Source organism: Pedobacter heparinus DSM 2366 (assembly GCF_000023825.1).
Classification (GTDB): Bacteria; Bacteroidota; Bacteroidia; order Sphingobacteriales; family Sphingobacteriaceae; genus Pedobacter; species Pedobacter heparinus.
In genome coordinates, this window is record NC_013061.1 from 2,893,296 (window position 1) to 2,907,699 (window position 14,404).

13 protein-coding genes are annotated in these 14,404 nt (G+C 43.8%); 1 reads left to right on the top strand and 12 read right to left on the bottom strand.

The window, feature by feature from the left end; translation table 11 throughout:
• The first annotated feature begins 16 nt into the window (after positions 1–16).
• Positions 17–1,798: a hypothetical protein gene (locus tag PHEP_RS12360; RefSeq protein ID WP_015808310.1), complete on the top strand. Its 1,782-nt coding sequence runs from the start codon at positions 17–19 to the stop codon at positions 1,796–1,798.
• A gap of 11 nt (positions 1,799–1,809) precedes the next feature.
• Here the strand turns inward: PHEP_RS12360 and PHEP_RS12365 are convergent, their stop codons facing one another.
• The 12 genes from PHEP_RS12365 to PHEP_RS12420 form a co-directional block, all read right to left on the bottom strand.
• On the bottom strand, positions 1,810–2,451 hold the full coding sequence (locus PHEP_RS12365) for an SCO family protein (RefSeq protein ID WP_015808311.1): 642 nt from the start codon (positions 2,449–2,451) through the stop codon (positions 1,810–1,812).
• Positions 2,451–2,885, bottom strand: coding sequence for a hypothetical protein (locus PHEP_RS12370; protein ID WP_015808312.1), 435 nt, complete (start codon positions 2,883–2,885; stop codon positions 2,451–2,453). Before PHEP_RS12370 ends, PHEP_RS12365 begins: the two co-directional genes overlap by 1 nt.
• A 12-nt stretch (positions 2,886–2,897) precedes the next feature.
• Positions 2,898–4,190: a sialidase family protein gene (locus PHEP_RS12375; RefSeq protein WP_143715741.1), complete on the bottom strand. Its 1,293-nt coding sequence runs from the start codon at positions 4,188–4,190 to the stop codon at positions 2,898–2,900.
• A gap of 9 nt (positions 4,191–4,199) precedes the next feature.
• Positions 4,200–6,512 carry a TonB-dependent receptor domain-containing protein gene (locus PHEP_RS12380; protein ID WP_015808314.1) on the bottom strand — a complete coding sequence of 771 codons (2,313 nt, stop codon included), beginning with the start codon at positions 6,510–6,512 and terminating at the stop codon, positions 4,200–4,202.
• Between the two features lie 206 nt (positions 6,513–6,718).
• Positions 6,719–7,090, bottom strand: coding sequence for a hypothetical protein (locus PHEP_RS22235; protein ID WP_015808315.1), 372 nt, complete (start codon positions 7,088–7,090; stop codon positions 6,719–6,721).
• 54 nt (positions 7,091–7,144) lie between these two features.
• Positions 7,145–7,930: an alpha/beta hydrolase gene (locus PHEP_RS12390; RefSeq protein WP_015808316.1), complete on the bottom strand. Its 786-nt coding sequence runs from the start codon at positions 7,928–7,930 to the stop codon at positions 7,145–7,147.
• A gap of 223 nt (positions 7,931–8,153) precedes the next feature.
• Complete coding sequence (locus PHEP_RS12395) at positions 8,154–8,543, bottom strand: acyl-CoA thioesterase (protein ID WP_015808317.1); 390 nt, start codon at positions 8,541–8,543, stop codon at positions 8,154–8,156.
• On the bottom strand, positions 8,544–9,557 hold the full coding sequence (locus PHEP_RS12400; RefSeq protein ID WP_015808318.1) for a beta-ketoacyl-ACP synthase III: 1,014 nt from the start codon (positions 9,555–9,557) through the stop codon (positions 8,544–8,546). It lies immediately after the preceding gene.
• Between the two features lie 187 nt (positions 9,558–9,744).
• A complete protein-coding gene (locus tag PHEP_RS12405) occupies positions 9,745–11,505 on the bottom strand; it encodes a HAMP domain-containing sensor histidine kinase (protein WP_015808319.1) in 1,761 nt (586 codons plus the stop codon).
• 29 nt (positions 11,506–11,534) lie between these two features.
• Entirely contained in the window at positions 11,535–12,665 is a 1,131-nt protein-coding gene (locus PHEP_RS12410; protein WP_015808320.1) for a sensor protein KdpD, read from the bottom strand.
• An 81-nt stretch (positions 12,666–12,746) separates the two neighbouring features.
• Positions 12,747–13,820 carry a porin gene (locus tag PHEP_RS12415; RefSeq protein ID WP_015808321.1) on the bottom strand — a complete coding sequence of 358 codons (1,074 nt, stop codon included), beginning with the start codon at positions 13,818–13,820 and terminating at the stop codon, positions 12,747–12,749.
• Positions 13,821–13,826: 6 nt separating this feature from the next.
• Positions 13,827–14,393 carry a K(+)-transporting ATPase subunit C gene (locus PHEP_RS12420; protein ID WP_015808322.1) on the bottom strand — a complete coding sequence of 189 codons (567 nt, stop codon included), beginning with the start codon at positions 14,391–14,393 and terminating at the stop codon, positions 13,827–13,829.
• Positions 14,394–14,404: the final 11 nt, after the last annotated feature.

Sequence of the window (14,404 nt, forward strand, 5' to 3'; positions counted from 1 at the left end):
ACCTTACACTGATTCCATGTACCATACTTTTCACATTCCTGTTCTTGGCCTGGGTTATTCTATAGATACGCCTCTAAAAGTAGCCAGGTATGGAATTTCTTCTGTTGTTTCCATTGTAGATGATGAGCTGACCGAGCGCATGCGCAAGTTTCATTCGGCAGCACAGCAGGAAGATTATACGCTTATTGCCAAAAAGGAAACCGACTGCCGGGCCTTAAGGATAACCGCTTATTTGAACCTGCTGGACAAGCTGGTGAAGGGGCAGTTTGAAGCGATGCTGGGCAAAGCGGATGAGCCGGCCGGAGATTTTCATACCTACTTTGAACTGCTGCCCGACGATTCGGTTTTAAAGCTGGAATATACTGAAATGCTGAAAATGACAGATCCTGCAGCCAGAGCGACTGCACTTTTTGCTTTAAAGCAAAAGATGAGCCCCGGTTCAATTGATGTAAACATCATGTCGAAGGTGGACAAAGCCAATTACAACGGCCAGGACGAATACCTTGGCGATGCCTATACTGATGCCCTGGCTGCCATGCGGGGTTTTGCCAATAGCCGGCTTAATGCTGCCGTAATTATTTCTGCAGGACTGAACCCCAGGCTATATAGCTATATGGAGCAATGCACAGATTTTTATCCGGATGCCTCGGGAACGATCAATAAGCAGATCATCCTTAAAGTAAGTGATTTCCGTTCGGCCACGATTCAGGCTAAGTTACTGGCCAAAAAGGGCTTATGGGTAAGCGAATTCAGGGTTGAATCGGGGCTGAACTGCGGGGGCCATGCTTTTGCTACCGAAGGTTTTTTACTGGGGCCGATATTGGAAGAGTTTAAGGAGAAACGCAGCGCATTGCTGGAGGAGCTGTATGAGGTATACGGTATGGCCCTTACTGCAAAACACAGGGCTGTCCCCTCAAAACCTTTGCAGCGGATTACTGCCCAGGGTGGTATTGGTACGGCCGAGGAGCACCGGTTTCTGCTGAATTATTACCAGCTGGATGCTGCAGGATGGGGCAGCCCCTTTTTACTGGTGCCGGAAGCTACAAATGTAGATGATGATACCCTGGAAGCACTTGTTAATGCAGAACAGGAAGATTTTTACCTGAGCAATTCATCGCCCTTGGGCGTCCTATTTAACAGTTTTAAGCAAAGCAGTATGGAACAACAGCGGCTGGATCGGATTACAAAAGGGCGACCGGGAAGCCCCTGTACCAAGAAATTTTTATGTACGAACACGGAATTTACAGCATTACCGATCTGCACGGCATCCAGGGAATATCAGCATTTAAAACTTAAAGAACTTGAAAACCAGGCTTTACCGGCAGCCGAATATCAGCAACAGTTTGAGGCCATAACTGAAAAAGTATGCCTTTGCGAAGGATTGTGTGCTGCTGTATATTTAAAAAACGGCATGCTAAAGTCTAAGGAAAGCAAGGCGGTCAGTATTTGTCCGGGACCAAACCTGGCTTATTTTTCTGGAAAATACAGTTTAAAGGAGATGGTACAGCACATTTATGGAAAAACAAATTTACTGACTACCGTAAACCGCCCCAACCTGTTCATTAATGAACTGAACCTTTACATCGATTACCTGAAAAAAGACATCTCAGCACAGCTGAGCGACCTGAACACTAAAAAAATAAAATACTTTACCAAGTTTAAGGAACAACTGGAACAGGGTATCAGCTATTACAAACAGCTGCTGCCGGTATTGAAAGAACAGAGCAGCATTTCTGTACATGAAGTTTACAAGCAGCTGCTGCTGGCAGAGCAGCAGCTGGAAAATTGTAAAGTATAAGCTGCAACTGCTTACTTTTGGGAATACGAGGCCAGTAATATATCCATATCCAGCATCAGCTGTTGTACTTCCTTATCCTGTGTGCCATCATAGAAACCACGGATGCGTTTTTCTTTATCTACCAGTACCAGGTAGCCCTGATGGATAAAACCACCAGGCGCAGCTTTATCCTCTTGAGCGGAGACCAGGTAATTTCGTTCGGCCAGGGCATAGATTTCATCCCTGCTGCCCCATAGATATTCCCACTGGGTTCCTTTTACCCCCAGTTTAGCGGCATAAGCTTTCATCCTGGATGGGGTATCGTATTTCACATCGATGGTATGCGAAGCCAGTTTAACCTGGGGGTTACCCAGGTACTTATTATAGACCTTTAACAGGTTGCGGTGCATGGTTGGACAAATGGTTGGGCAGGAAGTGAAGAAAAAATCGGCCACGTAAATACAGCCTTTAAAATCATTTTCTGTAACCACTGCACTGTCCTGGTTTAGCAGCCTGAAAGGCGGAATGGTCCGGAAAACCGTATCCTTTACCGTTTTACCATCCATTACCTTTTCGCCTACTTCCATTTGCATGAAAGGGAGCTGCTGCGCTTTATCTTTACAGCCATACAAGCTTAAGGACAGCAGTATGATGCAGGTGAATGTCTTGCGCATTACTTTCCGAATTTACTTAGATAAGCAGCCGAGGATCTGATCTCCTTTTTGTAAAGGCTGTCGACCGCAACAATCTTTACCATTTCGTCTTTAAAATACTGAATGGCTGCCTCATTTGATTTTCCGGTTACATCAGGTTCAAATTTGTGCATCCAATCGTCCATGCTGTCTTCTGCTTTGGTAAGCTGAGCGATCAAAGCTGTTATTGTAGCTTTTTCTGCTGTGGTATCTATTTCAGGAAATTTAGCTTTCAAGCCTTTTAAATCCTTTAATAAGGTATCCAGTTTCATCTGGTTGTTTACCACTACCCCCTGATCGGCCATGACCACATCATGAAATTTCATTACTTCATCCCGTTTGGTCTTATAATCTACACCTAGCTTACAGGCAGCTGCTGCCAGGATGACCAGTAAAATCCCTATTGTTCTTTTCATCTCTTTATGTTGTTATTTTGTTAATGCTACGCGAGTATAATATATTTTTGATCCGGATTTTCCTTCCCTTACCCAGGCAATCAGCAAACCATCTTTAAGAGGGGTTAAAACTGCATGGTTATCGGCTGCTGCACCATCGGTAACGTCAATTGCTTTTTCCGGTATGCCTGCTGTTAAAATATTTACCAGGATCTTTGCATGACCAGCTGCTGTATGGTTCATTTTCATGCCACCATGTGAATGGTTCATTTCCATTGGTTTTTCAGGTTCAGCAATCAGGGCTTCCTCACAGACCATAGCCAGCTTATCCCCTTCGAGGGCAATCAGCTGTGGATGCCTGCCCGAAGCCGTAATCAGGTTACGCCTTTGAAAATCAGCTCCCAGGCCTGCTGAAGAGGTATGGTATAAACCTGCTCCGCCACCAGCTGTAAACCATACGGCATGCACAAGGCCCTTACTTACCGCAAGCGATGGCCCGGAATGCGGACAGCCGTTGAGCTGCCAGTTGTCGGCACTAATGGTTTTAGCTGCACTAAAGGTTTTACCATTATCGGCAGAGGACTTGTAAGCCATGTCCCTCACCTGCTGATCTGAAAGTTCAGCAGGGAAACTGATATTCCTGTAAGCAAGGTGGATGTTCCCTGCCCCATCAGAAAAAATATCAGTACGGCAGCACTCGCAGGTTCCTTTATCGATACAGGTATCTGTTTCAAAGCCTTTTCCCTGCGCTGTACGGGCAAAAAACAAGGCCGAGCCTTTGATATTTTTTCCAAAACGTCCGTCCAGCCAGACGGCACCAAGTTCGCCATCCTTTAACGTAGTCACATCAAAAAAGCCCCGGCCATAAGTATGAGCAGTATCGGTATGTATGAAGCGGGCCTCGGACCAGTTGTTTCCCTTATCTGTTGACAGGCTATAATATATGGCACCTGCATAAGGATTCTTTTCATTTGGAAAGCGTTTGCCAAAGATGGCCAGTACCGTACCATCTGCTTTAAATGCAACCTTAGCCATACTTTCGGCAGCATTACTGCATCCCGCCGAAGCGGGAACCGTAATGGCCTGATCAAACCGGCTGGCCTGTACATTGTATCTGGCATACTTTAAACGGAAAAGGGAATTTTTACTATCTTTTTCTGTCCAGCACAGCACTGCATTGCCTTCGTTGTCTCTGGTAAAATAAGGGGCAACAGCTTCGGCAGCGCCTGTATTTAGAAGCTGTGCTTCGGGGATATTGGTTTTCCGGGTACAGGCGTTAAAACACAGTACCGTACCCATTAGCAGGAATGCTATTTTCTTCTTCATCTCCATCAGTTAAAATAAGTATTTTAGATTTAAACCACCATAACCATTTCTTTTTGGGGAGGGGTTAAAGTATGGGGGTTGTGCCCCGCCATAGCCTATCGCATTTAAAGATACAATAGAACTGTAGTTTTTATTCCCAATATTATCCAGGCCTGCGTAAACATTCAGTTCCAGACAATTGCCGAGTTGTTTTTTATAGCCGATTTTTGCATTTAAAACCTGGTACGCAGCATTATAAGCCGTATTGCCGTCATTTAAAGGAAGGCGGTCGCTATAAAAATAATTTCCATAGAAATAAATCCCGGTCCTGGTTTCAAGATCTATACCAGCATTCATTACCCAGGGTGCGATGCCTGTTAATTTATTTCCGTCATAGCTGGCCGTAACCTCTCCCTGTGCATTTAAAGTTTTGTAATCTTTAAACTTAAAATCTGAATAAGTTAATGCCACAAAAGGACGCAGATTAATAATTTCTGCCTCATCAGTGGCTTTTAGCAGCTGATAGGATAAGGCCAGTTCTACGCCATTGTGGCTTGTTTTTCCGGCATTGTTGTAAACTGTAATGCCCTGTTGTACAGATTGTGCGATCAGTTCACCCTTCATATCCATTTTAAACAGGGCCAGGTCGTACGCCAGCCTGGATTGCAACAGGTTACCTTTTGCATTCAACTCATAGTTTATTGCTTTTTCGGCCTGTAATACCGGATTAATGGAACCATCTACATTTTTGATCTCTGAACCGGATGGCGGGGAAAAGCCGGAGCTGACACTGGCATGCAGACTTAAGGCCTCACTAAATGTATGGCTAAGTGCAATTCTCGGTGTTGCCTGCGGATTGAACTTTTTAACACCGCTTTGGTTCTGCTTCAGGTAATCTTTAACATCGTAACGCAGACTGTTATAACTTAAGCCCAATGTTAAAGTGGTTTGTGGTGCCAGTGTGGTTTCTGACTGATAGAAAAGGGAATACTGTCTGTTCTGATAGTCTATATTCGCGTTGACTGTGCCTTCCTTACCCTGGTTGTTGACATACTGGGTGCCTTTGGTGAGGCCTTCATTAAACTCGGCACCCAGGGTAAACCTACTGGGCAAAATGCTGAATCCGGGATCATAGGTAAAGCGGGTCCTGCCGCCGTAGCTCTGGTAAAAATTCCGGATGTAGGCATAGGGCAGCGGGTGGTCCAGGTCGTAAAAATACGTAAACACACTGGTAGAATTGGAAAACTGATCGTTGAAACGGTATTGCTGTCCTAATCCAATGCGTGTCCAGGTCTGATACCTGCCCGCCTGCTTATCCAGATTGGCTGCATTGGCCTGTAAAGGATCAGCAGCGACCTGGGCTGCAGTGAGCGATCCCGGAATCTGGGAATGCTGGGTGGTCCTGTTCAGCATCAGGGTAATGATGCGTTTATCGCTCGGAAAAAGCTGAAAATTTCCGGTAAGGAACCTGCGCATGTCGTTACTGTGTGCTCTGTAGCCCTCATATTCCTGCCAGCCATAAGAAACATAACTGTTCAGCTTGTCGCCGCCACTCCTGTAAGTAGCTGCCAGACGGTGCAAACCATAGGAGCCTGCCAAACCAGAAGCTTCCAGGCTTTGCTCCTGATATGGTGCACGCTGCAGCTGAAAGTTGATGACCCCGGCGGTACCTGCACCATAGATGCTGGAGGCCGGGCCTTTAATGATTTCGGCACGGCCGATGCTGTTGACATCGAGGGCTTCAATCCTTGTGGTTCCATCGGCTTCGGTAACAGGAATTTCATTCACGTAAATTTTAACACTACGGATACCGTAAGCTGCACGGACACCATTGCCCCGGATGGAAATACGGGCTTCAGAGAGCGTACTCTGGTCCATACGCACACCGGGAATGGCATTCAGTGCAGGTTGCAAAGACAAGCCGCTGCCACGACTGATGTCTTTAGCCGTAAGCAATGCAACTGCGCCGGCTGTTTCCTTATTGGTTTTGTTTGCATTATTATAACCGGCAATCCGGACCTCGTTTAAGCTGAGCCCATCGGCTTCCAGTTGTACATTGAGTTCATTTTCAGCCGTATTAATTTTGATACTCTGGGTTTTATATCCGGCCAGCACTGCCCTAATCTTATTGTCGGGCTGTACAGCAGCTATTTCAAAAAATCCCCTGGCATCAGATTTTGTAAGTTGCTGATTGTTTGCACTAAACAAAATCACCCCGGCGAGCGGCTGACGCGTCTGGGAATCGTAAATATGGCCTTTAACAGGCAAGTTCTGGGCATGTCCATGCAAAAAAGGCATGAGCAGCCCTATACATAAAATTAAGTATCTAAATAAATTCATCATTAAATTTGATCTATCCATTCCTGCTCCATCCCTTAAATAAAATGAATGGGAACAAATAATAATTCCAGGAAAATTAAATATTGAGCCTATAAGCCAACGAACCGATATACGCACAGTATTACAGCTGTACGGCAATTTGCGATGCCTATAGTAGAATTTTTTTTCCCTTCTTCAGGAAAAAGGTTTGCAGCCTCAGAAGAGAAGGGTCAATTTTCCTGTGGCGGATGAAATATGGCAGATGAATGTCTTGGCAAGGCAAAAGGGATTTCTGCTGCTCTTGAAGATCTGAGCTGCTTAACCGGGGAAATACAAACCAGTTTTTGGGTAACCAGTGCATCCTGTAGCTGGACTTTCTGTGACTGGCGTTCCTGTTTCTGTTCTTTTTCCTGTGCCTGCTTTAATTTTTTCATTAAATAACATTTACCATTACAGTGCAGCTGGGGTTTATCCCTGTTGATACAAAGTTCTTTGGCAATGTAATTCTGATTGGCTTCAAAACCGAGATAAACAAACAAATTGCTGCAGTTTGCAGTGAGCAAACTGAATAAAAGCAATATGGAAAGTGGTTTCAACAGCATTTTGCTGCAAATGTAAGATAAATGCAAAAGATTTAGCCAAAAAAATGAAATATTTCAGGTTGCTTTTAACCAGTTTAAAATATACTCTGCATCATTTTTCCAGTCTGTTTGCCCCAGGACAAAGTGGTTACGCCCCTGAAACTCCCTGTAGGCCAGAACGGAGTTGTTTTTTGCGTATTTTTTATAATTACGGTAATTTAAATGTGCGGGGATAATGTTGTCTATACTACCTGCAGTAAACAAAAGTGGCGCATGTTCCTTTTTATAATCTACTCTGGCAGCAGTAGTAAGTGCGCCTCTGGTCACAGTTTTAGATTCAGGAATGGTAAACTGCTGGTAGGCGATATTTTGCTCTTCCAGGGACATTTCATTAACGAATGCATATTGCCAGTCTTTAAAGGACATTAAATAAGTTTTTTTGAGCGAGCTGAAAATGCCTAGCGACTTCCATCCTGCTTTAATAAATGAATATTCATAAGGGAATACACCTAATGTTGGAACAGAATGTATGGCTACCCCGGCAGCCGCAAGATCGCGGTTGACAATGATCTGGGTGATCAATCCGCCCAAAGAATGTCCGATGACGATGGGTTTTTCGGGCATTCTGCTAACTATACTGGCATAATGATCTGTCAATTCCGTTAAAGTTAAAGCGGCAAGATCTGTGTCATGAGGTTGCCTGCTACGGAGATCGGCAGCAGTTCCATTTTTAAAAGGCCAGGCCGGAGCGATGGTCTTGTAGCCATTGATTTCAAAATAAGCCCGCCATTCATCCCAGCAGGCGTTGGTTACAAATGCACCGGTAATAAATACGATGCTCTTGGCTGTTATTTTTCTCATTACGACATTAAATCCTTTTAAGAATTGCAATAAATACCATCAAAATAACCAATTAAAAGGCATTTATAAATTTAAATATACACAATAATTAACCAAAATGAAATAATTGGTCATTTCATTTTCAATAACTTATTAAAAATTACCTTAATAAAAATATGCATAAAAAAACCGTTCCGTATTGTGGTACGGAACGGTCAATTGGTCATTTAGCAGATAGTCAGGATCAGCCTTTAAAAACCGGTACGGGTTTTTTATTTTCATCTATGGCCACAAACGAAAACTCTCCAGTTACCGCTTTTTCCCTTTCGTCGCTATACATCTGCTCGATATAAATCTCTACGCTTACCTTTAAACTGGTATTGCCAATGTGGCTAACCCTTCCAATGAGCTCTACAATGGTGCCAGCTGGAATTGGCCTGTTAAAGTCAATCCTGTCGCTGCTGACAGTAACCATACGCTGTCTGCTAAACCTTGTAGCGGTAATAAAAGCCACTTCATCCATCATGTGCATGGCTGTTCCGCCAAATAATGTATCATAATGGTTGGTGGTATTGGGAAACACTGCTTTAAAGATACGGGTTTCCGATGCCTGTATTTTATCTTCTACTGTCATTTAATCTTTTTTAGACTGGCGTAATGTTCCCCATTTCAAATAGGTTGCACCCCATGAAAAACCTGCACCAAATGCGGTGAGTATCATTTTATCGCCATATTTAAAATCATCTTTAAAATCCCATAGGCACAAAGGAATGGTTGCAGCGGTGGTGTTTCCATAACGGTCTATGTTTACCTTTACCTGCTCGGCAGATAAACCCAGGTATTCGCCTACGGACTGGATGATCCTTAGGTTAGCCTGATGCGGGATGAGGTAATCAATTTGCGCGCTGACGAGGTCGTTGGATTTTAAAACCTCGTTACAGGTATCTGTCATTCCCTGAATGGCTGCTTTGAATACCACACGGCCATCCTGACGTACATAATGGAGCTTTTCATCCAATGTAGACTGTGAAGCAGGGAATTTAGAGCCCCCGGCAGTCACGATCAGGTTTTCCTTACCACTGCCATCGGTTCTGAAAAAGCTATCCATTAATCCTACAGGTTCTTCTGTTTGTTCCAGTAAAACTGCACCGGCACCATCACCAAAGAGGATACAGGTGTTGCGGTCCGTATAATTTACGATGGCACTGTTTTTATCGGCACCAATGACCACCACTTTTTTACAGCGTCCGCTTTCAATCATACTTGCACCAAGTGTAAGTGCATATAAAAAACCACTGCAGGCGGCGTTGGTATCTATGCCCCATGCATTTTTAAGGCCTGCTTTTTCGCATACCATACTGCCTGTACTTACCATTACATAATCCGGTGTAGAGGTTGATACGATCACACAATCAATTTCATCAGGGTTAACATTGCCTTCTTCCATCAATCTTTTAAGGGCATAAGTTGCCATATCTGAAGTCGCAATATCAGGATCGTTTACAATCCTTCTCTCCTTTATCCCTGTCCTGGCAACAATCCATTCGCTATTGGTATCCACCATTTCTTCGAGGTCATGGTTACTTAAAACCGTATCTGGAACATAACCCCCAACAGCGGTAATCACCGCATTTTTCCTTATTCTCATTTGTGCGTACGTAATTCTGTAAAAGAAGCAGGCCTTAAACCTGCTTTCTTTTTTTTGCAAAGTTACAGCTTCTTCTACAGATTCCCGCAGTACTTTTTACAGCTGCGACCATTTCTGTTAAAGCAACACCATTGAGAATTTACCCAAAGCTGTGCTGCCGGACAGCAGTACGTTAAGGGACAACGGCTCATGCATTAGTGGCAACCGGCAATGAAAAGCAGAATTTACTCCCTTCCCCTATTGCACTTTCAACCCAGATCTTACCACTTTCGGCTTCTATAAAATCTTTAGAAATGGCGAGGCCAAGTCCCGATCCTGATTTGTTGTTCCCATCTGTAGGTACCTGAAAATATTTTTCGAACAAACGTTTCTGATATTGTTCTTCTATCCCCTTGCCAAAATCCCTGACGGAGAACTCTATGGTATCGTTCTTTTCGATTACCTGGACTATAACCTTTGATTTTACTGCACTGTATCTTAAGGCATTGGACAGGAAGTTGACCAGTACCCAGGCTGTTTTTTCAATATCAACATTGATTTGCGGGAGCTTATTTTTTGAAATGAGTTCCAGTTCAATTGATTTCTGTTCGGCCTGGAACCTTACGGCATCCATGGCGTAGATGGCAATTTTACGGGGATCAGACTTCACAAAGTTCAGCTGCAGGTTACCGGTTTCTACCTGAGCCAGGTCGAGCAGCTCGCTGGTAATCTTGAGCAGCCTTCCACAATCTTCCCTGATGTGTTGGACGAGTTCCTTTTGTTCAGGGTTCATGACTCCGACCCTTTCATCATCCATCAGTTTTAAACTCATCTTAATGGATGAGATGGGTGTTTTCAGCTCATGAGAAACGGTAGCAATAAAATTTGTTTTGGCCTCATCCAGTTCTTTAAACTGGGTGATGTTTTTAAGGATATAGACCTGGCCCGCGGCTTTACCCGTTTGAACAGTTGCATTGTCGGCATTGTCGTCATAGTTGGGCACCATAATTTCCCTTCGCTCCAGCTGAAAATAGGATTCTTTGTGATCAGCGTAGATCTTGATGGGTTTATCCGTACCGGTTTCCTGTAAAATGCGGTTCAGCAGGTCATTTTTTTTGCGAAGTTCCATTGCATTCTGTCCGATTATATTTTGCTGGTCAAGGTTCATCAGTTGTCCGGCTACCTTATTGAAAAACAGAAACTCCTGCTGTTCGTTTAAGCCAATGATGGCATCCTGCATCTGTTCAATAATGGCCTCAATTCTCAGTTTTTCTGATTGTATTTTGGCCAGGTTGCTGCTTTCCCACTTATTTAATTCGGCCGTCATCACATTAAAGGAGGCCGCCAGTTCAGAAAATTCATCCGAACCTTTAAACTCCAGTTTTTGCTTATAATTTTTACGGCTGATCTCTTTTATGGCATCAGAAAACTCGCGTAAGGGATTGGCTACAAAGCCCGGAAAATTGACGATGAAAGAAAAAAGGATCAGAAAACAGATGGAAGCGGCAAAGATCACATACATGGCGGCCCTTTCTATGGCAGCCTGTGCCACATCATTTTTCCTGACAATAGCATTCATGTTCAGGTCGTCAATCAACTTCAGCTGCCACCTGATCTTGGCGATAGCCTCTTGTATTGCTGCCGGTGTAGCTGAAGGATCTATAAGCTTTGTATAGGCCAGTTTCAGGGCAGCTACTGCCTTGCCCTCTCCGGCCTCTGTAATGTTCTTTTCTTCCAGCGCCAGTTGCCTGTTAAACAATTCCCGGGCCTGATCTGACAAGGGCAAAGGGTGTTCATCCAGTATCGACCGCATCTTACTCGTAAAGTTCAGTGTCTCATAATTGTCTTTCAAAATAACCTTCGACCTTATGGAAATCTCATTCATGTAGTACAATGAAATACCTCCAAAAAAGAGGATCACCACGAACAGGAATCCGAATCCGAGGCGAAGTTTGGTTTTTATTTTCATTCCTATATTTTTTAAATTCTATAACACTGCTAACTCAAAATCACTAAATCGGTTTCTGTAGCTGAAATGCTGCGCAAAAGTTGGTTAAAAATCGCGGTTCTCATGATAATCTGAAATAAATTTAAATGTGGCTTGCCGATGCATATCGTAGTGACCTCTTTTTCCTCTGCTATTTTTAGTATAGTTTGTGTAATCTGGTTGCTTTTGATCTTGATCACTTCCGCACCCAGTTCTGTGGCCAGTTTAAAATTATTGATCAGGTGCCGCTGCAGATCAAGCTTTACCTTATCGCCCCTTTCCCTGTTGTTCTGTACATACAGCACGATCCAGGATGAATGGTAATAAGAGGCCAGCCGGGCTGTTTTGCGGATCACGATCCTGGCGGTCTCCTTATTGGTAGAGATACAGGCCATAAAGCGTTCGGGCCTCAGTTTAATCTGTTTGGGAATTTCTATACTGATCTTCCTTTCCAGATGATGGGCCACTTCTTTTAAAGCAAGCTCGCGGAGCTGCAATATCCTGTCAGATTGAAAAAAGTTAGCCAATGCACGTTCAATTTTTGTGTGGTCATAGATCTTACCTGCCTTTAAGCGGTCTATCAGTTCGTCTGCCGTTAAGTCAATGTTTACAATTTCATCGGCCAGTTCCAGGATCCTGTCGGGAATCCTTTCTGTAATGGGAATCCCGGTAATCTTTTCGATCTCTTCGTTCATGCTCTCCAGGTGCTGGATATTTACGGCCGAGATCACACTGATGCCGGCTTCCAGGATGTCGACCACATCCTGCCATCTTTTGCCATTTTTACTTCCTTCTACATTGGTATGTGCGAGTTCATCTACAATTACAACTTCAGGGTGCAGATTAATGATAGTATTTACATCCATTTCTTCCAGTTCTTTCCCCTTGTAAAACAATTTTCTTCTGGGGATCAAGGGAATACCGGCCAGGAGGGCCTGTGTTTCTGCGCGGTTGTGCGTTTCGATATAACCGATATGGATATCAATGCCATTTTTCAATAATGCATGTGCTTCCTGGAGCATCCGGTAGGTTTTGCCCACACCGGCGCTCATGCCAATGTAGACTTTAAATTTCCCCCTTCTGGATTTCTTTACCAGGTCCAGAAATTTGCGTACGGAGCTTGCTTTATTTTCTTCTTCCATCACATTGTATAAAAATATTTTTTATCCATAATTAAAAATTAATACAGGACCAGCCGCACCACAACCAGCCCTGTAAAAAACTTAAAAAGAAACTGCAATACTTGCTGTAACTGCAGCGTTGGTATTCACTATATTTTCATTTTTGATAAATATTTTATCCTTGCTATCGTAAAGCTTCCCTTCCAGCCTTACTACCGCATTGCTGATGGGGGCATAGTCAACATTTAAAGAATAACCAGTGGTTTTAAAGCCGTTGGATGTACCTGTAACTATAAAAATACCATTTTTATCCTGGTAATGCTCTACCCTGCCCGCCACTTTCCATTGATCAGAAATGTTATAACGGGCTATGGCTACCGGTGCAAATACCTCATTGTGTTTTTTACTCCCTTTAGCCTCCTGCTGGGTACCGTAGTCGAGCCCCAGGGTCAGACCGAAATCGTCTGTCAATTCAAAAATTCCATATACATCATGATAAAAGCGGTTTACACGTAGGGCGTCGCTGCCCTCTGTTCCCAGGTAATTGCTATAATTAAGGGTGATTTTTGCTGTAGGTTTCCAGGTCAGCTGCAAGCCACCTGCAGGCTTGCTGTTGCCATTGAGGCGGTTAATGCGCTGCCAGCCGTTTAAGTAAAGCAAGGTAGCAGCAAAACTGCCATCCTTACTGGCATAACTGAGCTTGGCACCCGATTCATAGTAAGGTGTATTTTCTGAGGAAATGTTCCGGGTCAATACCCAGCAGTCTTTGGATACCGCACTTTCAAAATCAATATGTGAAGCAAATATACCTGCATCAAGCCAGAGGTTAAGTGTTTTAGAAAGCTTTAAGCCTGTATTGGCCTCATAAATATTTTTTAGCACACCAGGTTCAGCAGCCATATTGGCATTGGTATACGTACCGGCCATCAAGGCTACATTTGCCCTGATGTTTCCATCATCATAGGCCCCTTTAATAAAACCCAGGTTCAGGTTTACCTCATTGTGACGGTTGTGTGAATAAATAAAACCGGGGCGGTTGTTATCTGATGGTTTGTTAAGATCGTATCCGTAATAAGTTTCCAGGTAGCCAGACACCTTAATTTTCGGTTCGGTCTGCCCATAGCTGTAGCCTGCGACAGTACTTAAGACTGCCGATAACAATAGTAGTTTCTTCATTTCAATTTATTTTTTTAATTCGTCGAGCGCCAGATTTAGCTTTAATACATTTACACGTGATGGACCAAACATCCCTAAAAAAGGGCCTTCGGTATACTTTACCACCAGTTCTGCAACAGTTCTTTCGGTAAGGCCACGTGTGGCTGCCACCCTTTTGATCTGTATAATGGCCCCCTGTTCGGAAATGTTGGGATCCAGTCCGCTTCCCGATGCAGCAACCATATCGGCAGGGATATCTGCCTTTTTAAGGTAGGGATGGTATTTTAACAAAGTATCGATCCTGCCTGAAACTAAGGCCAGGTATTCGGCATTGGAAGGGCCCTTATTGGAGCCTCCAGATCCGGCAGCGTTGTAAGCCACAGCAGAGGGCCTACCCCAGAAATATTCGGGTTGGCTAAAGTTTTGTCCCAATAAGGCATAGCCCACTACTTTTCCGTTTTTAGTGATTTTCTCGCCCCCACCATTGCCTCTGGAAAAGTTGCCTGCAAAGGCAACAATTAAAGGATAGATGACACATAAGAGCAGCATCAGTACTGCAGTAAGGCGTATAGATTGTAACAGGTATTTTTTCATGATTTCTATTT